A 24,154-nucleotide genomic window follows, 5' to 3' on the forward strand; every position below is an offset into this window, starting at 1 on the left:
ATGAAACACGCATATAAACCGCAACCGCAGGCCGGCGCCGACAGCGCGCCCGGCGAAGTCATTACCCTGCCGCCGCTGCAGGTGCGCAAAACCACGCCTCCGCTCAGTCGCTGGCTGCGGGATGTTACCCAACGTCTTTTGCCGCCGCTGCTCGGGCTGGGATTGCTGCTGCTGGGCTGGCAGCTGGCGGCGATGAACAGCAAAGGCTTTCCGACGCCGCTCAGCACGCTGGATTCCGCGCTAACCCTTTTCGCCGACCCGTTTTATCAGGACGGACCGAACGATATGGGCATCGGCTGGAACGTGCTGGCGTCGCTGCAGCGGGTGGCGGTGGGATTTGGCCTTGCCGCGCTGGCGGGAATTCCGCTCGGCTTCCTGATTGGCCGCTCGCTGTTTTTCGCCCGCATGTTTAACCCGCTGATCGCGCTGCTGCGCCCGGTCAGCCCGCTGGCCTGGCTGCCCATCGGCCTGCTGCTGTTCCAGAAAGCGGAACCCGCCTCCAGCTGGACTATTTTTATCTGCTCGATCTGGCCGATGGTCATTAACACCGCCGAGGGCGTGCGGCGCATTCCGGAAGATTACCTCAACGTCGCCCGGGTGCTGCAGCTGTCGGAGTGGACGGTGATGCGCAAGATCCTCTTTCCGGCGGTATTGCCCGCGGTGCTGACCGGGGTTCGTCTCTCCATCGGTATCGCCTGGCTGGTGATTGTCGCCGCCGAAATGCTCACCGGCGGCTTAGGGATCGGCTTCTGGATCTGGAACGAGTGGAACAACCTCAACGTCGAAAACATCATCATCGCCATCGTCATTATCGGCGTGGTCGGGCTGCTGCTGGAACAGGGGCTGATGCTGCTCGCCCGTCGTTTTAGCTGGCAGGAAAAATAGGGAGTCGTAGATGAAACCATTAATTCAGGTCCAGGGCGTCAGCCAGCGTTTTAACACCGCCAGCGGCGAATTCCTGGCATTGCAGAACGTCTCCTTCGACATCTACGAAGGGGAAACCATCAGCCTGATCGGCCACTCCGGCTGCGGTAAATCAACCCTGCTGAATCTGATAGCCGGGATAGCCCTGCCGACGGAAGGCGGCCTGCTGTGCGACAACCGTGAAATCGCCGGGCCGGGGCCGGAACGCGCGGTGGTGTTTCAGAACCACTCCCTGCTGCCGTGGCTGACCTGCTTTGACAACGTGGCGCTGGCGGTGGATCAGGTCTTTCGCCGCAGCATGAGCAAAGGCGAGCGCAAAGAGTGGATTGAGCACAACCTCGAGCGGGTTCAGATGGGACACGCCCTGCACAAGCGCCCGGGAGAAATCTCCGGCGGCATGAAGCAGCGCGTTGGCATTGCCCGGGCGCTGGCGATGAAACCGAAAGTGCTGCTGCTGGATGAACCCTTTGGCGCCCTTGATGCCCTGACGAGGGCGCATTTACAGGACGCGGTGATGCAGATCCAGCAGTCGCTGAATACCACCATCGTCATGATTACCCATGACGTTGATGAAGCGGTGCTGCTTTCCGACCGGGTGCTGATGATGACCAACGGTCCGGCGGCGACGGTCGGGGAGATCCTCGACGTCAATCTGCCGCGACCGCGCCATCGCGTGCAGCTGGCGGACGATAGCCGCTATCACCATCTGCGCCAGCAGATCCTGCACTTCCTCTATAAAAAACAGCCGAAAGCGGCATAGGGGGCGGCGATGAGGCGGCAACTGGTGATTATTGGCAACGGTATGGCGGCCACGCGCCTGGCGCAGGCGCTGGTGGAGCGCGATGCGCAGCGGTTTAGCATCACCCTCATCGGCGATGAGCCGTGCCAGGCCTATAACCGCATTCAGCTGTCGCCGGTGCTTGGCGCCGAAAAAGCGGCAAGCGAGACGCTGCTGCTGCCCGCGTCATGGTATCCGCGGCATAACGTGACGGTACGCGCCGGTGAAACGGTTACGGCGGTGGATATTGCGGCCCGTACGCTGCAAACCACCGCAGGCGAACTGGGCTGGGATGAGCTGGTGTTCGCCACCGGCTCGCTGCCGTTTCTGCCGCCGCTGCCGGGTATCACCCAGCCGCACGTTTTTGCTTTCCGCACCCTGGCGGACGTTGAGGGCATCCTGGCCATCGACGGCCCGGCGGTGGTCATTGGCGGCGGCGTACTCGGCGTAGAGGCCGCCGCGGCGCTGCGGCGTCATTGTGACAGTGTCACTTTGCTCCATCGCGGAAGCGGGCTGATGGAGCAGCAAATCGATGCTTTTGCCGGCGAGCAGCTGCAAATGCTGCTTGCCGAGCGCGGGATTCGCTGCGTGATGGAGAGCCGTATCGCCGCTATTGATGAACATCAGGTGCGGCTGGAGGACGGCCGCGCGTTTGCCGCCTCGCGGGTGGTGCTGGCGACCGGCGTGCAGCCGAACAAACGGCTGGCCGAGCGCAGCGGGCTGGCCTGCGCCCGCGGAATCCTCGTTGACCGCCAGCTGGCAACCGCGCAGCCGGGCGTCAGCGCCATCGGCGAGTGCTGTGAAATCGACGGTCAGACCTGGGGGCTGGTGGCACCGTGTCTGCGCCAGGCGGAGGTGCTGGCGGACCGCCTGTGCGCGACCCCTGGCGAGGATTTCAGCTGGCAGGACAGCGGCACCCGCCTGAAGGTCACCGGCATTGAGCTCTTCAGCGCCGGCGAGCTGCGGGCCGCCGAACAGGATGACGTATATACCAGCTGGGATCCGCTGGACCGCCACTACCGTCGCCTGCTGCTGCGCGACGGCAAGCTGCGCGGCGTACTGCTGCTGGGCGATTGCAGCAGCGCCGCGCCCCTCACCGCTCTGCTGGGGGCGCATGCGCCGGCGCCGGCAGAGTGGCTCTTCGATCCCTCTTCAACGATGCAGCCGCGCGCTGCGGGACAAACTACGATGACAAAACCTGTATTAGTGCTGGTCGGACACGGTATGGTCGGCCACCATTTTCTTGAGCAATGCGTCGACCGTCACCTTCATCAACAGTACCGGATTGTGGTGTTCTGCGAGGAGCGCTATGCCGCTTACGACCGGGTTCATCTGACGGAATATTTCGCCGGACGCAGCGCGGAATCGCTGTCGCTGGTTGAGGGCGATTTTTTCGCTCAGCACGGTATTGAGCTGCGCCTGAGCGAATCGGTCGCTAGCATCGACCGCGAAGCGCGGGTGGTACGCGATGCCTTCGGCCACGAAACCCACTGGGATAAGCTGGTGCTGGCGACGGGGTCTTACCCGTTTGTTCCGCCGGTGCCGGGTCATAATCTCGAGGGCTGTTTTGTTTATCGTACGCTAGACGACCTCGACCAGATTGCCGCCCGCGCCGCAACCGCCCGACGGGGTGTGGTTATCGGCGGCGGCCTGCTCGGGCTGGAAGCGGCCAACGCGCTGAAGCAGCTGGGGCTGGAAACTCACGTTGTCGAGTTTGCGCCGAACCTGATGGCGGTGCAGCTGGACAACGGCGGCGCGGCGATGCTGCGGGAAAAAATCAGCCAACTGGGCGTCGGGGTGCATACCAGCAAGGCGACGACGGAAATTGTGCGCAATGAGCAGGGGCTGCAGCTGAACTTCGCCGACGGCAGCTCGCTGGCGACCGATATGCTGGTGTTCTCCGCCGGCATTCGCCCCCAGGACGCGCTGGCGCGCAGCGGCGGACTGAACGTAGGCGAACGCGGCGGCATATGCATCGACAACCAGTGCCGTACCTCCGACCCGGACGTACTGGCGATCGGCGAATGCGCCCTGTGGGAAAACAAAATTTATGGTCTGGTGGCGCCCGGCTATCAGATGGCGCGCGCCGCGGCGGCCACCCTGGCGGGCGAGGCGGGCTGCTTTAGCGGCGCGGATATGAGCACTAAGCTGAAGCTGCTGGGCGTCGATGTCGCCTCGTTCGGCGACGCCCAGGGGCGCACGCCGGGCTGTCAGAGCTATCAGTGGACTGATGGGCCGCAGCAGATCTACAAAAAAATCGTGGTCAGCGCGGAGGGCAAAAAACTGCTCGGCGGGGTGCTGGTCGGGGATGCCAGCGACTATGCCACGCTGCTACAGATGATGCTTAACGGGATGGCTTTACCCAAACACCCGGAAAGCCTGATCCTGCCGGCGCGGGAGGGCTGCGCGCCAAAAGCGCTCGGGGTAGCGGCGCTGCCGGACAGCGCGCAGATTTGCTCCTGTCACAACGTCAGCAAAGGCGATATCTGCCAGGCGGTGAGCGGCGGCGCGGGCGATATGGCGGCGATAAAAAGCTGCACTAAAGCGGCGACCGGCTGCGGCGGCTGTAGCGCGCTGGTGAAACAGGTGATGGAGTACCAGCTTGCCGAGCAGGGCGTCGAAGTTAAAAAGGATATCTGCGAGCACTTTCCGTGGTCGCGGCAGGAGATCTATCACCTGGTACGCGTCAACCATATCCGCACCTTCGAACAGCTGATTGCCCGCTATGGACACGGCCACGGCTGTGAAGTCTGTAAACCTCTGGTGGCCTCGGTGCTGGCCTCCTGCTGGAATGAATATCTGCTGAAGCCGGCGCATCTGCCGCTTCAGGACACCAACGATCGCTACTTCGCCAATATTCAGAAAGACGGTACCTATTCGGTGGTGCCGCGCATGGCGGCGGGAGAGGTGACGCCGGATGGGCTGATTGCGATCGGCCAGATCGCCAAACGCTATCAGCTATACAGTAAAGTGACCGGCGGCCAGCGTATCGACCTTTTCGGCGCGCGCCTGGAGCAGCTCCCGGCAATCTGGCGCGAGCTGGCAGAGGCGGGATTTGAAACCGGCCACGCCTACGGCAAATCCCTGCGGACGGTGAAATCCTGCGTCGGTTCGACCTGGTGCCGCTACGGCGTCCAGGATTCCACCGGCCTGGCGGTCACCCTCGAACATCGCTACAAGGGGCTGCGCGCGCCGCACAAAATTAAAATGGCCGTCTCCGGCTGTACCCGCGAATGCGCGGAAGCCCAGGGGAAAGATATTGGGGTTATCGCCACGGAGAAGGGCTGGAACCTGTACGTTTGCGGCAACGGCGGCATGAAGCCGCGCCATGCCGACCTGTTCGCCAGCGATCTTGATGAGGCCACCCTTATTCGCAGTATTGATCGGCTGCTGATGTTCTACATTCGTACCGCGGATCGCCTGCAGCGCACCAGTACCTGGATGGACAACCTTGAAGGCGGGGTCGACTATCTGCGCGACGTGATCCTCGAAGACAGCCTCGGCATCGGCGAAGAGCTGGAGCAGGAGATGGCGCGGGTGGTCGAGAGCTACCAGTGCGAATGGCAAACCACCCTTAACGATCCGCAGCGGCTGGCGCTGTTCCGCTCCTACGTGAACAGCGATGAGCCGGACGAAAGCGTACAGCGGCAAACCCTGCGCGGCCAGCCACAGCTGGCCCCGTTCGCGGCGCAGGCCGAACCGGCGCTGCCGTCCCGCCCGTGGCAGGCCATTTGCGATCTCGACGCCATTCCACAGCAGGCGGGGATTGGCGCGCGGCTCGGCGAGCGGCAGATTGCGCTGTTCCGCTTCGGCGACCAGGTGTATGCCCTCGATAACCTTGAACCGGGCAGCGAGGCCAACGTTTTGTCGCGCGGCCTGCTTGGCGATGCGGGCGGCGAACCGATCGTGATTTCGCCTCTGTATAAGCAGCGTATCCGCCTGCGCGATGGCCGCCAGTGCGACGGCGGCGAACTGGCGGTACGCGCCTGGCCGGTTAAAGTGGAGAACGGTAAAGTGTGGGTTGGCAACCAGCAGCTGCTGGCGCGCGCGGAGGCCTCCTGATGACGGAAACCAGGACCACGTGTCCCTATTGCGGAGTCGGCTGCGGCGTTATCGCCAGCCTGAATGCCGATGGCCAGGTTACCGTACGCGGGGATGAGCAGCACCCGGCAAACGTTGGACGCCTGTGCGTGAAGGGGGCGGCGCTGGGCGAAACCGTCGGCCTGGCGGGAAGATTGCTCTTCCCGGAAGTCGACGGCGAGCGCGCAACCTGGACTCAGGCGCTGGCGGCGGCGGGTTCGCGCCTGCGGGAGGTTATCGACCGTCACGGGCCGCAGGCGGTGGCGTTTTATGCCTCCGGCCAGCTGCTGACCGAAGACTACTACGCGGCGAATAAGCTGATGAAGGGGTTTATCGGCGCGGCAAATATCGATACCAATTCGCGGCTGTGCATGTCTTCAGCGGTTACCGGCTACAAACGGGCACTGGGCGCTGATGTGGTGCCGTGCAGCTATGAGGACGTGGAAAACAGCGATCTGGTGGTGCTGGTCGGGTCGAACGCCGCCTGGGCGCATCCGGTACTCTATCAGCGGCTGGCGCAGGCGAAGCGCGACAATCCGCAGATGCGGGTGGTGGTCATTGATCCGCGTCGGACCGCCACCTGCGATATCGCGGACCGGCATCTGGCGCTGGCTCCCGGCAGCGACGGCGGGCTGTTTGTCGGCCTGCTGAACGCCATTGCCGCCAGCGGCGCCATCAGCGGTGATTTCAGCGATGCGCCGCAGGCGCTGGCTATCGCCCGGAACTGGGACCTCGACAAAGTAGCGCAGTTCTGCGGCCTGCCGCGACAGCAGGTCGCCGAGTTCTACAGCGAGTTTATCGCCGCTCCGCGCGCCATCACGCTCTATACCATGGGGATTAATCAATCCGCCAGCGGCAGCGATAAATGCAACGCTATCATCAACGTTCACCTGGCGAGCGGGAAATTTGGCCGCCCGGGCTGCGGGCCTTTTTCGCTGACCGGACAACCTAACGCCATGGGCGGGCGCGAGGTGGGCGGGCTGGCGACCATGCTGGCGGCGCATATGAATTTTGAAACCGATGATTTACGGCGTCTGGCGCGCTTCTGGGGGACCGAACGTCTGGCGCAAACGCCGGGGCTGACGGCGGTGGATCTGTTCGCCGCCATTGGCCGCGGCGAGGTGAAAGCGGTGTGGATTATGGGCACCAATCCGGTGGTGTCGCTGCCGGACAGCCATGCGGTAAGCGAAGCGCTGGCGGCCTGTCCGCTGGTCATCGTTTCCGACGTCGCTGCCGCTACCGATACCGGACGCTTTGCCCATATCCGCTTTCCCGCGCTGGCGTGGGGAGAGAAGAGCGGCACGGTAACCAACTCCGAACGGCGGATCTCACGCCAGCGCGCTTTCATGCCGCCGCCGGGGGAGGCCAGAGCCGACTGGTGGATCGTCGCCCGCGTGGCCCAGGCGCTGGGCTTCGGCTTCGGCTCCGCCTTTGCCTGGCAGCATCCGCACGAGGTGTTCAGCGAACACGCCGCGCTTTCAGGATATGAAAACGATGGCCAGCGGGCGTTTGACATCGGCGGACTGGCGGATCTCAGCCGCGAAGCGTGGGATGCGCTGGAACCGGTGCGCTGGCCGGTGAGCCGTAGCCATGCAAGCTGGGGTTTGCTCAAGGGGTGGCACCGCAGCGGCAAACTGCGCATGGTCCCGGTGACCCCACAGCCCACTCGGGCGGTCACCGATGCGTTCTATCCGCTGATCCTCAACAGCGGGCGGATCCGCGATCAGTGGCACACCATGACCCGCACCGGCGCGGTGCCGCGTCTGATGCAGCATATTAGCGAACCGGTGGTGGAAGTCGCGCCAGCGGACGCGACGCGCTATCAGCTGCTGGAAGGTGAACTGGCGCGGGTCCGCTCACCGAATGGGGTGATGGTAGCAAAAGTGACAATCAGCGCTGGCCAGCGTCCCGGGTCGCTGTTTGTGCCGATGCACTGGAATGATCAGTATGCTCGCCAGGGACGGGTGAATAACCTGCTGAGGGCGGTCACCGACCCGCACTCCGGGCAGCCGGAGAGTAAACAGGCGGCGGTAGCGATAGCCGCCTGGCTGCCGGCGTGGAAAGGCGAGCTTTTTGCTCGCCAGCCGGTTCCGCTCCCCGCCTCGCTGCACTGGCGGCGGCGGGCGGCGCAGGGCGTTATCCATCTTTCGCTGGCGGGGGATATCCGCTCCCGCGACTGGCTTGTGGGCTGGTGTCAGCGGCAGGGATGGCAGATGCAGGTAGCCGAAGGCGGCAACGTCTGGAACCTGCTGGCGTGGCAGGGGGGAGAGCTGATGCTCGGCTGGTGGAGCGACGCCAGCGAGCCGGCTATCGATGCCGAGTGGATTCACGCCGCGTTTCTCACCCCGCCGCAGAACGCCGCCCGGCGCCACGCACTATTGAGCGGCAGAAAAGGCGGCGATGAGATGCCGCGCGGACGCATTATCTGCAGCTGCTTTAGCGTGGGCGAACGGGCGATAGGCGAAGCGATTGCCAGCGGCTGCCGTACGCCTGCCGCGCTGGGGGCGAAACTCAAATGCGGCACCAGCTGCGGTTCCTGTCTCCCGGAGCTTAAGGCGCTGCTGGCGGCGAAGCGGGTTCAGGCCTGAGATTCAGCATATTCCTGGAATCGCGCCAGAGGCTGCGAGGGCGGGCAAAAAACGATAAACTTAGGTTTTGCCGCCACCACTTCGTGAGTAGACGTAACCGATTTGAGCTCCTTGTCGTTCCGCATAACCCCGTATTTACCGCTTCTTCTGCTGCTGGCAGGCGCGCCCGCCCGCGCGTTGCAGGACAATCAGGCGTTCTCCGGCGCGCCTGAGAGCTTACCCGACCTCGGCCTGGCGCCGCAGGTCGACGACGACGCAAAGCACTTTGCCGAGATGGCGAAGAAATTTGGCGAAGCCAGTATGAGCGATAACGGGCTGACAACCAGCGAACAGGCGCGAGTATTTGCCATCGGTAAACTGGGGAATGAGGTCAGCCACCAGCTGGAGAACTGGCTTTCGCCGTGGGGCAACGCCAACGTCGATCTGCTGGTGGATAAAGAGGGCCATTTTACCGGCAGCAAAGGGAGCTGGTTTGTCCCTCTGCAGGATAACGGCGACTACCTTACCTGGAATCAGTACTCGGTCACCCAGCGGGATACGGGTCTGGTCGGCAATATTGGTCTCGGCCAGCGCTGGCGGATGGGCTCCTGGCTGCTGGGCTACAACTCTTTCTACGATAAAGCCCTGGACGATCGGATGGCGCGCGGCAGCGTCGGGGCCGAAGCCTGGGGTGAGTCGCTGCGCCTGTCGGCGAACTACTACCAGCCGCTCGGCGGCTGGCAGCAGGGGAGTAGCCTGACCCAGCAGCAGCGTATGGCGAGCGGCTACGATGTCACCGCCCAGGCGCGGCTGCCGTTTTATCAGCACATTAATACCAGCGTCAGCGTGGAGCAGTATTTTGGCGATAGCGTCGATCTGTTCCATTCGGGTACCGGCTACCATAACCCGGTCGCGGTGTCGGTGGGGCTGAATTACACTCCCGTTCCGCTGGTGACGGTCACGGCTAAGCATAAGCAGGGCGAGAGCGGCGTCAGCCAAAATGATGTCGGGCTGAAGCTGAACTATCGTTTCGGCGTCCCGCTGAAGCAGCAGCTGGCGGCCGATGAAGTCGCCGTTAGCCGATCGCTTCGCGGCAGCCGCTACGACAGCCCGGAGCGGGATAACCTGCCGGTCGTTGAATATCGGCAGCGTAAAACGCTGTCAGTTTATCTGGCGACGCCGCCCTGGGATCTTCAGCCGGGGGAGACGGTGCAGCTGAAACTGCAGATTCGCAGCCTGCACGGCATTAAGTCGCTGAGCTGGCAGGGGGATACCCAGGCGCTAAGCCTGACTTCGCCAATTGAGGCGAACAGTACGGACGGCTGGACCGTGATTATGCCGCGCTGGAGCAGCGAAGCCGGGGCGAGCAACCGCTGGCATCTTTCGCTGGTGGTGGAGGATAAAACGGGTCAGCGCGTCTCATCCAATGAGATCGCACTGGCGCTGACTGAGCCGTTGGTACGGGTACCGGCCGAGGGCGTGTCGTGGCAGCATCTGCCCTAGAATACGCGCTCCTGATGGACCCAAACCGCCGCTTCCACGCGCGATTTCAGCTTCATTTTCTTGAGCATATGCTTGACGTGGACTTTGACCGTGCTTTCGGTGATGTCCAGACGGCGGGCGATCATTTTGTTCGGCAGGCCCTGGGCAATCAGCTTGAGAATATCGCGCTCGCGCGGGGTCAGCTGGCTGATGTCGCGGTCCGAGGTGGCGCGATTAGCGCGCAGGCTGGCAGCCAGCACCGGGGTTAACGCTTCGCTGAGCACCATTTCGCCTGCCGCGGCCTGCTGCAGCGCCTTCAGCAGATCTTCCGGTTCCATATCCTTCAGCAGATAGCCGTCGGCGCCGCGTTTCAGAGCGGTCACCACATCTTCTTCATGATTGGAAACGCTAAATACCACCACGCGGCCGGAAAGCGACTTTTCGCGCAGCTTGTCGAGGGTTTCCAGACCGTTCATGCCCGGCATATTGAGATCCAGCAGAATCAAATCGGGATCTAATGATTCCGCCATCGCAATCCCTTGCTCGCCGTTGCTGGCTTCGCCGATAACCTGGATGTCCGGGGCCATGCTGATCAGCTGTTTGACGCCGGTGCGCAGCATCGGGTGATCGTCGATGAGAAGGATGGTTGCCCGTTCCTGTTGACTCATGAAGTTCTCCTTATTGGATTGAAAACGATTTTTCAGGGATAAAAGTGACCACCACTTCGGTACCGCCGGTTTCCCGACGCCGAACCTGACAGTCCCCGCGCAGGCTCTGCGCGCGATCGCGCATGATAATCAGGCCGTAGTGGTTGCTGCGCTCCGCGTGATCCGGCACGCCGCGACCGTTATCGGCCACCGTCAGCCGGACCTGATTGTCCCGCAACGCCACGGTAACGCTGACATCGGTGGCATTGGCGTGCTTCAGCGCGTTGCTGAGCGCTTCCCGGGCGATTTGCAGCAGATGAATGGCCTGATGCGATGGAACAAAACGCGGCGGCAGCTGATAATCCAGGCGTACCGTGAAACCGAAGTGGGCGCTGTATTCCCGGCAGCTGGCCTCCAGCGCCGGGCGCAGCCCCGGTTCGGTGAGCTGTAGCCGGAAGGTCGTCAGCAGTTCGCGCAGCTGGGCCCAGGAGGTATTGAGTTCATTACGGATTTGCCCCAGCAGCTGGCGGCTCGCTTCCGGCAGATCGTCGCCCTGCATCTGCAGGCAGCTAACCTGCATTTTCATACAGGAGAGCGACTGGGCGATGGAGTCGTGGAGCTCGCGGGCGATAGTGGCGCGCTCCTCCATCACGATAAGCTGCTGCTGGCGCTCCTGATGGCGATCGAGGGCGAGGGTGCCGGTGAGTTGTTCAACCAGCGTATCCACCAGCTGCTGCTGATCGTGGCTCAGATGCCGCCCGGCGGGCAGGGTGGCCAGCAAAATACCGTACTGATTATGGGCATCCGACAGCCGCCATTTTAAGGTGGTGCCGGTATCCGGCAGCGGCGGCAGATCGCGCGGACACAGATAGCAGCCTCTGTCGTCGCACTGAATATCGGAGTGGCAGGAAAACTCCTGATGGTTGTCTTCATCTTCCATATCGTAAACGCGAACTTCAATATCGCGCAGCAGGGTTAGCCCCTGTAACCCGTTAAGAACGGGCGAAATGCGCTCGCAGAGCGGCGCGTTCGAGTGCAGTCGGCGGTTGGCCTGCCACAGGAAGGCGAGGATCTCGTTTTTCTGCTCCAGACCGGCGGTTTTTTCCTGCACCCGGCGTTCAAGCACCGAATAGCTCTCCGCCAGCTCTTCAGACATATTGTTCAGCGCCATACCGAGCGTCGCCATCTCGTTGCGCCCGCTAATCTGCGCGCGCTGGGTAAAATCGCGTCGGCTCACCGCTCGGGCCATGCCGAGCAGCTGTTTCCACGGGCGTAGCAGACGGGCGCGCAGCCAGACGATGGTAAACACCAGCAGCAGCGCCATCCCCACGGCCATGATGCGCTGGATCCAGACCACGTGTTTAATCCGCTCCTCGGTGGTGTGATCGAAAGCGGTCACCAGCTGGTCGATGCGATCGACAAAGCCGGCGACATCCGTCGCGACCGAGGCCTGATTTTGCGCCCTGCGCATCCCCGGCGCCAGCTCCAGCTGCCAGTAGTGCTGTAACGCCTGAAGCTGGCGCTGCTGATCGTCATGGCGAGCGGCGTACTGCAGTTCCGGGCTAAAAACGGTGGCCGTCATTTCATCAAGCAGCTTTTGATCGCTTTCGCCCAGCGGTACTGCCGCCAGCAGGCGGTAGCTCTGCATGCGCAGCGAGCCGGCTTTGTTAATCGCATGCGCGCTGCCCTGAACGCCGTGCACCAGGCGAGAAGAGATCGCCATTCCGGCGACGCCGATGACCGTGGCTAACAGAACGATTAACGCGAGTTGATTAACCAGCGTTAGCGGCGTAAAAAGACGTTTCAACATGGGGTATGAGGCTCCTGACCGGCAAATCATCCGGGAGTGGCGCTTATTCTCGGACATCCCCTGGAGTATACCCATACCCCCAAAGGATTACCCCTTAATTGTCAGGGTGTGATGGGCTGGTGGCAGACGTTCGGACAATGCCAGCACTGGCGTGAAAAACCACACTTTTTTACGCAGAAATAGCTACTCACTTCGGGTGATGCGTTTTTTTTAGCCAAATTAGCGCCAACTTTTCCTTTGATTTATATCAACTTACCGCCGCCTGTAACCCATAAGGTAGCCAGGGTTAATATGAATTATTAGAGGTGTCTATGAGTCACTCTTCAATCCCGGAGAAGACTAACAGTTCAGTCATTAGCGACTGGCGTCCCGAAGATCCTGAATTCTGGCAGCAGCGCGGTCATCGCGTCGCCAGCCGCAATCTGTGGATCTCCGTCCCGTGTCTTTTGCTGGCATTCTGCGTCTGGATGTTGTTCAGCGCCGTTGCCGTCAACCTGAATAAAGTCGGCTTTCAGTTTACCACCGACCAGTTGTTTATGCTGACCGCGCTCCCGGCGCTCTCCGGCGCGCTGCTGCGCGTGCCTTACGCGTTTATGGTGCCGCTGTTCGGAGGACGTCGCTGGACCGCGTTCAGTACCGGGATCATGATCGTGCCCTGCGTCTGGTTGGGCTTCGCGGTACAGGATACCTCTACGCCCTTCAGCGTTTTCGTGATTATTTCTCTGCTCTGCGGTTTTGCGGGGGCGAACTTTGCTTCCAGTATGGCTAACATCAGCTTCTTCTTTCCGAAACAGAAGCAGGGCGGCGCGCTGGGCATCAACGGCGGCCTCGGGAACATGGGCGTCAGCGTAATGCAGCTGGTTGCCCCTCTGGTGATTTCGCTGTCGATCTTCGCCGTCTTTGGTGGTACCGGCAGCGAGCAGCCGGACGGCTCCATGCTGTATCTGGAAAACGCGGCGTGGATCTGGGTGCCGTTCCTGATTATCTTCACCCTGGCGGCGTGGTTCTTTATGAACGATCTGTCGGCGTCGAAGGCGTCGCTGAGCGAGCAGCTACCGGTACTGAAGCGCGCCCATCTGTGGATTATGGCGCTGCTCTATCTTGCCACCTTCGGCTCGTTTATCGGCTTCTCGGCGGGCTTCGCCATGCTGTCGAAGACCCAGTTTCCGGATGTGCAGATTCTGCATTACGCGTTCTTCGGGCCGTTTATCGGCGCCCTGGCGCGCTCGACCGGCGGGGCGATCTCCGACCGCCTCGGCGGGACTCGCGTGACGCTGGTGAACTTCGTGGTTATGGCTATCTTCTGCGGCCTGCTGTTCCTGACGCTGCCGACCCACGGCGAGGGCGGCAACTTTATTGCCTTCTTCGCGGTATTTATGGTGCTGTTCCTGACCGCCGGTCTGGGCAGCGCGTCTACCTTCCAGATGATCTCGGTTATCTTCCGCAAAATGACCATGGATCGCGTTAAGGCGCAGGGCGGCAGCGAAGCGCAGGCCATGCGTGAAGCGGCGACCGATACGGCGGCGGCGCTGGGCTTTATTTCGGCGATTGGCGCGATTGGCGGCTTCTTTATTCCAAAAGCGTTTGGTATTTCGCTGGATTTAACCGGCTCACCGGCCGGCGCTATGAAGGTCTTCCTGGTGTTCTATATCGCCTGCGTGGTGATTACCTGGGCAGTCTACGGACGCAAGCAGAAATAATATTTCTTTCTGAGTTTCTGCAAAGGGCGCAACGGTATTTGCGCCCTTTTTAGCGTTTATTTTTTAGTTACAACATACTAATGGTATTGGGTAATTTTAAAAGCCCCCTGAAGTCACAGAAAAAATGACTTCAGGGGTATCTACCCCTTAATACCATGGCGGATCGCTAATCCTTATTTTCTGCAGGCTTTTATGAAAAATATCTTTGTTAATCAATAAAATAAAAAATAGAAATAAATACTACTTTGGTGGTAATTACTGTGTTAACCCGTTTTTATAAGCCATATCGTCTTGATCGTTATCAATTCTCTCCCTCTTTCATAGCGTTACCTTCGCTGCAAATCCAGCAATGTCGATTTATCAGAGAGCCGTCAGGCTCCACACAGGAGAGACCCGATGAGTAAATTCCTGGACCGGTTTCGCTACTTCAAACAGAAGGGTGAAACCTTTGCCGATGGGCACGGCCAGCTTCTAAAAACCAACCGGGACTGGGAGGATGGATACCGTCAACGTTGGCAGCACGATAAAGTTGTGCGCTCCACCCACGGTGTCAACTGCACCGGTTCGTGCAGCTGGAAGATTTATGTCAAAAATGGCCTGGTTACCTGGGAAACCCAGCAGACCGACTATCCGCGCACCCGTCCGGATATGCCAAACCACGAGCCGCGCGGCTGCCCGCGCGGCGCCAGCTACTCCTGGTATCTTTACAGCGCCAACCGCCTGAAGTATCCGCTGATGCGCAAACGCCTGATGAAAATGTGGCGTGAAGCAAAAGTTCAGCACAGCGATCCGGTGGATGCCTGGGCCTCTATTATTGAAGACGCCGACAAAGCGAAAAGCTTTAAGCAGGCGCGCGGCCGCGGCGGTTTCGTGCGTTCGTCCTGGCAGGAAGTGAACGAGCTGATTGCCGCCTCTAACGTCTACACCGTCAAAACCTACGGCCCGGACCGCGTGGCGGGCTTCTCGCCTATTCCGGCGATGTCGATGGTCTCCTATGCCTCCGGCGCGCGCTATCTGTCGCTGATCGGCGGCACCTGCCTGAGCTTCTACGACTGGTACTGCGACCTGCCGCCTGCGTCACCGCAGACCTGGGGCGAGCAGACCGACGTGCCGGAATCCGCCGACTGGTATAACTCCAGCTATATTATCGCCTGGGGTTCCAACGTTCCGCAGACCCGTACCCCGGATGCCCACTTCTTTACCGAAGTGCGCTACAAAGGTACCAAAACCGTTGCCATCACCCCTGACTACGCCGAAATCGCCAAGCTCTGCGATCTGTGGCTGGCGCCGAAGCAGGGTACCGATGCGGCGATGGCGCTGGCGATGGGCCACGTCATGCTGCGCGAGTTCCATCTCGACAAACCGAGCCAGTATTTCACCGATTACGTGCGCCGCTACACCGACATGCCGATGCTGGTGATGCTTGAAGAGCGCGACGGCTATTACGCGGCGGGCCGCATGCTGCGCGCGGCTGACCTGGTGGATGCATTAGGTCAGGAAACGAACCCGGAATGGAAAACCGTCGCTTTTGATGAGAAGGGCGAAATCACCGTACCGAACGGCTCTATCGGCTTCCGCTGGGGCGACAAAGGCAAGTGGAACCTGGAACAGCGCGACGGCAAAACCGGCGAAGACGTTGAGCTGCGCCTGAGCCTGCTGGGCGGCCACGACGATATCGCCAACGTCGGCTTCCCGTATTTTGGCGGCGAAGGCACCGAGCACTTTAATAAAGTCGAGCTGGAAAACGTGCTGCTGCACAAACTGCCGGTCAAACGCCTGCAGAAGGCCGATGGCTCTAGCGTGCTGGTCACCACCGTCTACGACCTGACCATGGCGAACTACGGTCTGGATCGCGGTCTTGGCGATGAAAACTGCGCCAGCAGCTACGATGACGTCAAAGCGTATACCCCGGCGTGGGCGGAGAAAATCACCGGCGTTTCCCGGGCGCACATTATCCGTACCGCGCGGGAGTTTGCCGATAACGCCGATAAGACCCACGGCCGTTCGATGATTATCGTCGGCGCCGGTCTGAACCACTGGTTCCACCTCGATATGAACTATCGCGGTCTTATCAATATGCTGATCTTCTGCGGCTGCGTCGGTCAGAGCGGCGGCGGCTGGGCGCACTATGTCGGCCAGGAAAAACTGCGTCCGCAGACCGGATGGCAGCCGCTGGCGTTTGCTCTCGACTGGCAGCGTCCGGCGCGTCATATGAACAGCACGTCGTACTTCTATAACCACTCCAGCCAGTGGCGCTACGAAACCGTGACCGCACAGGAGCTGCTGTCGCCGTTAGCGGATAAATCCCGCTACAGCGGCCACCTGATTGACTTCAACGTGCGCGCTGAACGTATGGGCTGGCTGCCGTCGGCGCCGCAGCTGGGCACCAACCCGCTGCGCATCGCGGAAGAGGCGAAGAAAGCGGGCATGACGCCGGTCGATTACACCGTCAAATCCCTGAAAGAGGGTTCCATTCGCTTTGCCGCAGAGCAGCCGGAAAACGGTAAAAACCATCCGCGCAACCTGTTTATCTGGCGTTCTAACCTGCTGGGCTCTTCCGGTAAGGGCCACGAGTACATGCTGAAGTACCTGCTGGGTACGGAAAACGGTATTCAGGGCAAAGATCTCGGTAAGCAGGGCGGCGTGAAGCCGGAAGAAGTGGAGTGGAAAGACAACGGTCTCGACGGCAAGCTGGATCTGGTGGTGACACTCGATTTCCGTCTGTCGAGCACCTGCCTCTATTCCGACATCGTGCTGCCGACCGCCACCTGGTATGAAAAAGACGACATGAATACCTCGGATATGCATCCGTTTATTCATCCGCTGTCCGCCGCCGTCGACCCGGCCTGGGAATCGAAAAGCGACTGGGATATCTACAAAGATATCGCGAAGAAATTCTCTGAAGTCTGCGTGGGGCACCTCGGCAAAGAGACCGACGTGGTGACGCTGCCTATCCAGCACGACTCCGCCGCCGAACTGGCGCAGCCGCTGGACGTTAAGGACTGGAAAAAAGGCGAATGTGACCTGATTCCTGGGAAAACCGCGCCGCATATTCTGACCGTCGAGCGCGATTATCCGGCGACATACGAACGCTTCACTTCTATCGGCCCGCTGATGGAGAAAATCGGCAACGGCGGGAAAGGCATCGCCTGGAATACCCAGAGCGAAATGGATCTGCTGCGCAAGCTCAACTACACCAAAGCGGACGGCCCGGCGAAAGGCCAGCCGATGCTTAACACCGCAATTGATGCGGCAGAGATGATCCTGACCCTGGCGCCGGAGACCAACGGCCACGTGGCGGTGAAAGCCTGGGCGGCGCTCAGCGAATTTACCGGTCGCGACCATACGCACCTGGCGACGAATAAAGAAGAGGAAAAAATCCGCTTCCGCGATATTCAGGCCCAGCCGCGCAAAATTATCTCCAGCCCGACCTGGTCCGGACTCGAAGATGAGCACGTTTCCTATAACGCCGGCTACACCAACGTTCACGAACTGATCCCGTGGCGTACGCTTTCCGGCCGCCAGCAGCTGTATCAGGATCACCAGTGGATGCGCGATTTCGGCGAAAGCCTGCTGGTCTATCGTCCGCCAATTGATACCCGTTCGGTGAAAACGGTGATGGGGGCGAAATCCAACGGCAACCCGGAGAAGGCGTTGAACTTCCTGACGCCGCACCAGAAGTGGGGTATCCACTCCACCTACAGCGACAACCTGCTGATGCTGACGCTGTCGCGCGGCGGCCCGATTGTGTGGATGAGCGAAGCGGACGCCAAAGATCTGGGGATTGAGGATAACGACTGGATCGAGGTGTTTAACAGCAACGGCGCGCTGACCGCCCGCGCGGTGGTCAGCCAGCGCGTGCCGGCCGGGATGACCATGATGTACCACGCCCAGGAGCGTATCGTAAACCTGCCGGGTTCCGAGATCACCGAGCAGCGCGGCGGGATCCACAACTCCGTGACCCGTATTACGCCGAAGCCGACCCATATGATCGGCGGCTATGCCCAGCTGGCCTACGGCTTTAACTACTACGGCACGGTAGGGTCGAACCGCGATGAGTTCGTGGTGGTACGTAAGATGAAGAATATTAACTGGTTAGATGGCGAAGGTAACGACCAGGTACAGGAGAGCGTAAAATGAAAATTCGTTCACAAGTCGGCATGGTGCTGAATCTCGATAAGTGCATCGGCTGTCATACCTGCTCGGTCACCTGTAAAAACGTCTGGACCAGCCGCGAGGGTATGGAGTACGCGTGGTTCAACAACGTTGAAAGTAAACCGGGCGTCGGTTTCCCGAACGACTGGGAGAATCAGGAGAAGTGGAAGGGCGGCTGGATCCGTAAGATCAACGGCAAGCTACAGCCGCGCATGGGCAACCGCGCGATGCTGCTCGGTAAAATCTTTGCTAACCCGCATCTGCCGGGCATCGACGACTACTACGAGCCGTTTGACTACGACTACCAGAACCTGCACAACGCGCCGGAAAGCAAACACCAGCCGATCGCCCGCCCGCGCTCGCTGATCACCGGCCAGCGGATGGATAAAATCACCAGCGGTCCAAACTGGGAAGAAATTCTGGGCGGCGAGTTCGAGAAACGCGCCAAAGACCAGAACTTTGAGAACATGCAGAAGGCGATGTACGGCCAGTTCGAAAACACCTTCATGATGTATCTGCCGCGCCTGTGCGAGCACTGCCTGAACCCGGCGTGCGTGGCGACCTGCCCGAGCGGCGCCATCTACAAACGTGAAGAAGACGGCATCGTACTGATCGACCAGGACAAGTGCCGCGGCTGGCGTATGTGCATCACCGGCTGTCCGTACAAGAAAATCTACTTCAACTGGAAGAGCGGGAAATCGGAGAAGTGCATCTTCTGCTACCCGCGTATCGAATCCGGGATGCCGACCGTTTGCTCGGAAACCTGCGTGGGGCGTATTCGCTACCTCGGCGTGCTGCTGTACGACGCGGACGCCATTGAAAATGCCGCCAGCACGGAGAATGAGAAAGACCTGTATCAGCGTCAGCTGGACGTGTTCCTCAACCCGAACGACCCGAAAGTGATTGAGCAAGCGCTGAAAGACGGCGTGCCGCAGGGCGTTATCGACGCAGCCCAGCAGTCGCCGGTGTACAAAATGGCGATGGACTGGAAGCTGGCGCTGCCGCTGCATCCGGAATATCGCACCCTGCCGATGGTCTGGTATGTGCCGCCTCTGTCGCCGATTCAGTCGGCCGCCGACGCGGGGGAACTGGGCAGCAACGGTATTCTGCCGGACGTGGAAAGCCTGCGTATTCCGGTTCAGTATCTGGCCAACCTGCTGACCGCGGGCGATACCCAGCCGGTGCTGCTGGCGCTGAAACGCATGCTGGCGATGCGCCACTTCAAACGCGCGGAAACCGTCGACGGCGTACTGGATACCCGGGCGCTGGAAGAGGTAGGCCTCACTGAAGCCCAGGCGCAGGAGATGTATCGCTATCTGGCTATCGCTAACTACGAAGACCGTTTCGTGGTGCCGAGCAGCCACCGCGAGCAGGCCCGCGACGCCTTCCCGGAGAAAAACGGTTGCGGCTTTACCTTCGGCGACGGCTGCCACGGTTCTGACAGCCAGTTCAATCTGTTTAACAGCCGCCGTATTGATGCTATCGACGTCACCAGCAAAACGGAGCCGCACCCATGATTGAACTCGTCATTGTGTCGCGCCTTCTCGAGTACCCTGACGCTGCCTTATGGCAGCATCAGCAGGAGCTGTTTGACGCTATCGCCGCTTCGGAAAAGCTCGCGCCGGAGGATGCCCATAAGCTGAGCGTTTTCCTGCGTGACCTGACCGCTCAGGATGTGCTGGACGCGCAGTCTCGCTATAGCGAACTGTTCGATCGCGGCCGCGCGACCTCGCTGCTGCTGTTTGAGCACGTGCACGGCGAATCCCGCGATCGCGGCCAGGCAATGGTTGACCTGATGGCGCAGTATGAGCGCCACGGTCTGCAGCTGGATAGCCGCGAATTGCCGGATCATCTCCCGCTGTACCTGGAGTATCTGGCGCAGCTGCCGGAAGCGGAAGCGCTCGGCGGATTGCAGGACGTCGCACCGATTCTCGGCCTGCTCAGCGCTCGCCTGCAGCAGCGCGAGAGCGGCTACGCGGCGCTGTTTGAGCTGCTGCTCAAGCTGGCTAACGCGCAGGTCGATAGCCAGAAAGTGGCGGAAAAAATCGCCGATGAAGCCCGCGACGATACGCCGCAGGCGCTGGACGCCGTCTGGGAAGAAGAACAGATGAAATTCTTTGCCGATCAGGGCTGCGGCGAGTCGGAGATCTCCGCTCACCAGCGTCGTTTTGCCGGAGCCGTTGCCCCGCAATATTTGAATATCTCTAACGGAGGACAGCAATAATGCACTTCCTGAATATGTTCTTCTTTGACATCTATCCGTATATCGCCGGTACGGTGTTCCTGGTGGGAAGCTGGCTGCGTTATGACTACGGGCAGTATACCTGGCGTGCGGCCTCCAGCCAGATGCTGGACCGTAAAGGGATGAATCTGGCTTCGAACCTGTTTCATATCGGGATTCTGGGGATCTTTGCCGGTCACTTTCTCGGTATGCTGACGCCGCACTGGATGTACGAATCCTTCCTGCCGGTCGACGTGAAGCAGAAGATGGCGATGATTGCGGGCGGCGCCTGCGGCGTGATGACGCTGGTGGGCGGTCTGCTGCTGCTGAAACGTCGTCTGCTGAGCCCGCGCGTGCGCGCCACCACCACCGGAGCGGATATTCTGATCCTCTCCCTGCTGATGGTGCAGTGCGCCCTGGGCCTGCTGACTATTCCGTTCTCCGCTCAGCATATGGACGGTAGCGAAATGATGAAGCTGGTCGGCTGGGCGCAGTCGGTGGTGACCTTCCACGGCGGAGCATCTTCGCACCTGGACGGCGTGGCGTTTATTTTCCGCGTGCACCTGGTGCTGGGCATGACGCTGTTTGTGCTGTTCCCGTTCTCCCGTCTGGTGCATATCTGGAGCGCGCCGGTGGAGTACCTGACGCGCAAATACCAGATTGTTCGCGCCCGTCGCTAATTCTATTTCGAGTAAAGCTAAACCCTGCTGCGGCAGGGTTTTTCATTTGTGCGGTCTGCTCCCGGCGGGGCACATATGGCAGAAATACAGAATCAGTTCTGGAGAAATAAAAGAGCTAACTAAGACGGTTTTGATAATTTGATTTTGCTGAGGTACTGCAAGGAAGTGATGGTGGTGGGGGAAGGATTACTCGGCGCGTTGCGCCTCGCCCTTCGGGTCGTTGCCTGCGGCAACGCTTTCTCGCTCCGCTCGAATCGAACCTTGGTCGAAGCTTCTCATCCTTCCCGCATGGGATGGATATGGGGCACTGAGCGAAGTGTGAATTCAATACGACATGGAAGTGATGGTGGTGGGGGAAGGATTCGAACCTTCGAAGTCGATGACGGCAGATTTACAGTCTGCTCCCTTTGGCCGCTCGGGAACCCCACCAGGGGTAATTCAAATTTTGAGGTCAAGCTGAGAGATGGTGGTGGGGGAAGGATTCGAACCTTCGAAGTCGATGACGGCAGATTTACAGTCTGCTCCCTTTGGCCGCTCGGGAACCCCACCACGGGGTAATGCTATTTACTGGCCTGCTTCCTGCTGGAAGCGGGGCGCATCATATCAAATGAGACGCCCCTGTAAAGCATTCCTTTAGGGAAATGAAGCTGTTTGCCTGCTTTTTATCCGTAAAGGTGCAAAGCTAATCAATTCATTTCCCTGAGATTAAAGAATAATCGTCCGGTTACCGTAAACAAATACCCGCTGAGCAAGAACCTGATACAGCGCGCGGCTCAGAACGTTTTTTTCGACGTCGCGGCCAGCGCGCATCATATCTTCCGCGGTGTAGGTATGATCGACGTGAATGACGTCCTGCATAATGATTGGGCCTTCATCCAGATTATCGTTCACGTAGTGTGCGGTGGCGCCAATAATCTTCACCCCGCGGTCATAGGCCTGGTGATACGGACGCGCGCCGATAAAAGCCGGCAGGAATGAGTGATGAATATTAATAATTTTATTCGGGAAACGAGAGACAAACTCTGGGGTCAACACCCGCATGTATTTCGCCAGCACAACGTAATCCGGCTCAAGGGCGGCGATCGCGTCGCCCATCTGTTTATCATGCTCTTCGCGAGTTAAACCCTCATGGCTCACCAGCTGGAAGGGGATATCAAACCGTTCAACCAGCGAGCGCAGCGTTTCGTGATTGCCGATGACGGCGGCGATTTCTACGTCCAGGCCGCCGTAGTTAGCTTTCATCAGCAGATCGCCGAGGCAGTGCGCCTCTTTGGTGACCAGAATGACGACCCTGCGGCGCCCTGCTGGATTGAGTTCACGAATTGAACCTTCCGGCAGCGCGCTGTCGAGGTCCGCCAGCAGGATTGAATCATTGAAAATACCCTCGAGCTCGGTGCGCATAAAGAAGCGGCCGGTTCGGTGGTCAACAAACTCATTGTTCTGCACGATATTCAGTTCGTGCTTGTAGCAGATATTAGTGATACGCGCGATGAGGCCTTTCTGATCAGGGCAAATAGTGCGCAGTACTTTACGTTGTTGTGAATGCATCGCGGGGAAAATCCTGTAGTGTTTGCTATTTCTGCTGCTGGCTTACTGACCGCAGCATTTTTTAAATTTTTTACCTGAACCGCAAGGGCAGGGATCGTTACGACCGATTAGCGGTCGCGTGCCGTCAATATAATACCACTGTCCGTTTTCTTTTAAGAATCGGGATCGTTCAATAATGGCTCCGGAGCGGTTATCGTCAGCGTAACGAGCGATAAAGCTGACAAAGCCTTCATCCGGGTTCTTGCCCGTCTCGGCGGCAAAGACGGTGAGACCCTGCCACTGTGTGCGGGTAAAACCGTTTTCCAGGTCTGCGCGAAACTGCTGCGCTTGACAGGAGGGGTGCCAGGTTTTAATCAGATAGTCGGCGTCTTTCATAACAAACGCGCTATAGCGGGAGCGCATCAGCTGTGACGGATCTGGCGCCAGCTGCGCGCCAGCCAGATAAGGCTGACAACATGAGCTATACTCCAGAGCGCTGCCACAGGGGCATAATGGCGACAAAACGGCCTCCACAGGAAAAAGAAAGACGGCGCTACGCCGCCAAAGCGCATTATGTTAACTGAGGTATGGCGATGATGCCATGCCCGGAGTGGAAGGATATGTTTCGGTACTCATGAGAAAGCTTAAAATTGGCCTGGCGTTAGGGGCTGGCGCCGCTCGCGGGTGGTCGCATATCGGCGTGATTAATGCCTTACGGCGGACGGGTATCGACGTCGATGTTATCGCAGGGTGCTCCATTGGCTCGCTGGTCGGAGCGGCGTACGCCTGCAATCGGCTTCCGGCCCTGGAGAAATGGGTATGCTCCTTTAGTAACTGGGACGTACTGAAGTTAATGGATCTCTCCTGGCAACGGGGTGGCCTGCTGCGGGGCGAGCGCGTGTTTAGTCAATACCGCAAACTCATGCCCGTCAGCGAGATCGAGCGCTGCGAACGTCCTTTCGCGGCGGTCACAACGAATTTAAGCACCGGTCGTGAACTGTGGTTTACGGAAGGGGATCTGCATCTGGCGATCCGTGCGTCCTGCAGTATGCCGGGTTTGATGGCGCCGGTGATGCATAATGGCTACTGGCTGGTGGATGGCGCGGTGGTTAACCCCGTGCCGGTGTCTCTGGCTCGCGCCATGGGCGCAGATATCGTCATTGCCGTTGATTTGCAGCACGATGCGCATCTGATGCAGCAGGATTTGCTGTCAATGGAGGTGCCTCGTCCGGAGAGCGAGGAAGATTTTTCGTGGCATTCACGGCTGCGCACGCGCCTGGCGCGTATGACGTCACGTCGGGCGACGAGGGCGCCAACGGCGATGGAAATCATGTCGACGTCAATTCAGGTTCTGGAGAATCGCCTCAAGCGAAATCGTATGGCGGGCGACCCGCCTGATATCCTGATTCAGCCCTTTTGCCCGCAAATCTCCACGCTTGATTTCCACCGGGCCGGCGAAGCTATCGCCGCCGGACATCTGGCAGTGGAAAAGAAAATGGATGAACTATTACCTTTAGTGCGTACCCCCGTGGAGCGCATTTGATGCATACTTAAGTAAATTCTGACAGGCGGTAGCGTGAATA

General features: G+C 59.8%; 15 protein-coding genes, 2 tRNA genes and 1 other RNA gene. 11 read left to right on the forward strand and 7 right to left on the reverse strand.

Annotation, left to right across the window (positions count from 1 at the left end; all coding sequences use genetic code 11):
* The 5 genes from ntrB to ABLU88_RS07970 all read left to right on the forward strand — a co-directional run bounded on the left by ntrB (position 1) and on the right by ABLU88_RS07970 (position 9,852).
* Entirely contained in the window at positions 1-885 is an 885-nt protein-coding gene (gene ntrB / locus ABLU88_RS07950; RefSeq protein WP_014229752.1) for a nitrate ABC transporter permease, read from the forward strand.
* Between the two features lie 10 nt (positions 886-895).
* Entirely contained in the window at positions 896-1,684 is a 789-nt protein-coding gene (locus ABLU88_RS07955) for an ABC transporter ATP-binding protein (protein WP_348836286.1), read from the forward strand.
* 9 nt (positions 1,685-1,693) lie between these two features.
* Complete coding sequence (nirB, locus tag ABLU88_RS07960; protein ID WP_348836287.1) at positions 1,694-5,764, forward strand: nitrite reductase large subunit NirB; 4,071 nt, start codon at positions 1,694-1,696, stop codon at positions 5,762-5,764.
* Entirely contained in the window at positions 5,764-8,370 is a 2,607-nt protein-coding gene (locus ABLU88_RS07965) for a nitrate reductase (protein WP_196941973.1), read from the forward strand. The genes nirB and ABLU88_RS07965 overlap by 1 nt, the downstream gene beginning before the upstream one ends.
* A 102-nt stretch (positions 8,371-8,472) precedes the next feature.
* On the forward strand, positions 8,473-9,852 hold the full coding sequence (locus ABLU88_RS07970; RefSeq protein ID WP_064405798.1) for a YchO/YchP family invasin: 1,380 nt from the start codon (positions 8,473-8,475) through the stop codon (positions 9,850-9,852).
* Here ABLU88_RS07970 and narL read toward each other — a convergent pair.
* Positions 9,849-10,499 (reverse strand): two-component system response regulator NarL, encoded by a 651-nt coding sequence (narL, locus tag ABLU88_RS07975; protein WP_004103129.1) that lies wholly within the window; start codon positions 10,497-10,499, stop codon positions 9,849-9,851. The two genes, ABLU88_RS07970 and narL, sit on opposite strands and share 4 nt — an antisense overlap.
* Positions 10,500-10,509: 10 nt before the next feature.
* Complete coding sequence (gene narX / locus ABLU88_RS07980; RefSeq protein WP_014229747.1) at positions 10,510-12,288, reverse strand: nitrate/nitrite two-component system sensor histidine kinase NarX; 1,779 nt, start codon at positions 12,286-12,288, stop codon at positions 10,510-10,512.
* A gap of 311 nt (positions 12,289-12,599) precedes the next feature.
* On the opposite strand from narX, the gene ABLU88_RS07985 reads away from it, so the two are divergent.
* From ABLU88_RS07985 to narI, 5 genes are all read left to right on the forward strand, one after another.
* Entirely contained in the window at positions 12,600-13,988 is a 1,389-nt protein-coding gene (locus tag ABLU88_RS07985; protein WP_004851854.1) for a NarK family nitrate/nitrite MFS transporter, read from the forward strand.
* 396 nt (positions 13,989-14,384) lie between these two features.
* On the forward strand, positions 14,385-18,128 hold the full coding sequence (locus ABLU88_RS07990) for a nitrate reductase subunit alpha (RefSeq protein WP_014229745.1): 3,744 nt from the start codon (positions 14,385-14,387) through the stop codon (positions 18,126-18,128).
* Positions 18,125-19,660 carry a nitrate reductase subunit beta gene (gene narH / locus ABLU88_RS07995; RefSeq protein ID WP_014838755.1) on the forward strand — a complete coding sequence of 512 codons (1,536 nt, stop codon included), beginning with the start codon at positions 18,125-18,127 and terminating at the stop codon, positions 19,658-19,660. Before ABLU88_RS07990 ends, narH begins: the two co-directional genes overlap by 4 nt.
* A complete protein-coding gene (narJ, locus tag ABLU88_RS08000; RefSeq protein ID WP_348836288.1) occupies positions 19,657-20,367 on the forward strand; it encodes a nitrate reductase molybdenum cofactor assembly chaperone in 711 nt (236 codons plus the stop codon). Before narH ends, narJ begins: the two co-directional genes overlap by 4 nt.
* Complete coding sequence (narI, locus tag ABLU88_RS08005; protein WP_014229742.1) at positions 20,367-21,044, forward strand: respiratory nitrate reductase subunit gamma; 678 nt, start codon at positions 20,367-20,369, stop codon at positions 21,042-21,044. The genes narJ and narI overlap by 1 nt, the downstream gene beginning before the upstream one ends.
* Positions 21,045-21,213: 169 nt before the next feature.
* Here the strand turns inward: narI and ABLU88_RS08010 are convergent.
* The 5 genes from ABLU88_RS08010 to ABLU88_RS08030 form a co-directional block, all read right to left on the reverse strand.
* Positions 21,214-21,344, reverse strand: a non-coding RNA gene (locus tag ABLU88_RS08010) — RtT sRNA.
* Between the two features lie 44 nt (positions 21,345-21,388).
* Positions 21,389-21,473: transfer RNA gene (locus tag ABLU88_RS08015), tRNA-Tyr, on the reverse strand.
* Positions 21,474-21,508: 35 nt separating this feature from the next.
* Positions 21,509-21,593, reverse strand: a tRNA-Tyr gene (locus ABLU88_RS08020).
* A 156-nt stretch (positions 21,594-21,749) separates the two neighbouring features.
* Positions 21,750-22,592 carry a formyltetrahydrofolate deformylase gene (purU, locus tag ABLU88_RS08025; RefSeq protein ID WP_004121732.1) on the reverse strand — a complete coding sequence of 281 codons (843 nt, stop codon included), beginning with the start codon at positions 22,590-22,592 and terminating at the stop codon, positions 21,750-21,752.
* Positions 22,593-22,634: 42 nt separating this feature from the next.
* Entirely contained in the window at positions 22,635-23,093 is a 459-nt protein-coding gene (locus ABLU88_RS08030) for a YchJ family protein (RefSeq protein ID WP_014229741.1), read from the reverse strand.
* Between the two features lie 112 nt (positions 23,094-23,205).
* On the opposite strand from ABLU88_RS08030, the gene rssA reads away from it, so the two are divergent.
* A complete protein-coding gene (gene rssA / locus ABLU88_RS08035; RefSeq protein ID WP_025108236.1) occupies positions 23,206-24,114 on the forward strand; it encodes a patatin-like phospholipase RssA in 909 nt (302 codons plus the stop codon).
* The last annotated feature ends 40 nt before the right edge of the window (positions 24,115-24,154 follow it).

The organism is Klebsiella sp. GW_Kp182, assembly GCF_040062275.1.
Taxonomy (GTDB): domain Bacteria; phylum Pseudomonadota; class Gammaproteobacteria; order Enterobacterales; family Enterobacteriaceae; genus Klebsiella; species Klebsiella michiganensis.

Bases quoted from the DNA above. Each gene is read 5' to 3' on its own strand.
- ABLU88_RS07965 (WP_196941973.1), top strand. From the start codon at position 5,764: ATGACGGAAACCAGGACCACGTGTCCCTATTGCGGAGTCGGCTGCGGC.
- narH (WP_014838755.1), top strand. From the start codon at position 18,125: ATGAAAATTCGTTCACAAGTCGGCATGGTGCTGAATCTCGATAAGTGC.
- purU (WP_004121732.1), bottom strand. From the start codon at position 22,592: ATGCATTCACAACAACGTAAAGTACTGCGCACTATTTGCCCTGATCAG.
- narJ (WP_348836288.1), top strand. From the start codon at position 19,657: ATGATTGAACTCGTCATTGTGTCGCGCCTTCTCGAGTACCCTGACGCT.
- narL (WP_004103129.1), bottom strand. From the start codon at position 10,499: ATGAGTCAACAGGAACGGGCAACCATCCTTCTCATCGACGATCACCCG.
- ABLU88_RS07990 (WP_014229745.1), top strand. From the start codon at position 14,385: ATGAGTAAATTCCTGGACCGGTTTCGCTACTTCAAACAGAAGGGTGAA.
- ntrB (WP_014229752.1), top strand. From the start codon at position 1: ATGAAACACGCATATAAACCGCAACCGCAGGCCGGCGCCGACAGCGCG.
- rssA (WP_025108236.1), top strand. From the start codon at position 23,206: ATGAGAAAGCTTAAAATTGGCCTGGCGTTAGGGGCTGGCGCCGCTCGC.
- ABLU88_RS07985 (WP_004851854.1), top strand. From the start codon at position 12,600: ATGAGTCACTCTTCAATCCCGGAGAAGACTAACAGTTCAGTCATTAGC.
- narX (WP_014229747.1), bottom strand. From the start codon at position 12,288: ATGTTGAAACGTCTTTTTACGCCGCTAACGCTGGTTAATCAACTCGCG.
- ABLU88_RS07955 (WP_348836286.1), top strand. From the start codon at position 896: ATGAAACCATTAATTCAGGTCCAGGGCGTCAGCCAGCGTTTTAACACC.
- narI (WP_014229742.1), top strand. From the start codon at position 20,367: ATGCACTTCCTGAATATGTTCTTCTTTGACATCTATCCGTATATCGCC.
- nirB (WP_348836287.1), top strand. From the start codon at position 1,694: ATGAGGCGGCAACTGGTGATTATTGGCAACGGTATGGCGGCCACGCGC.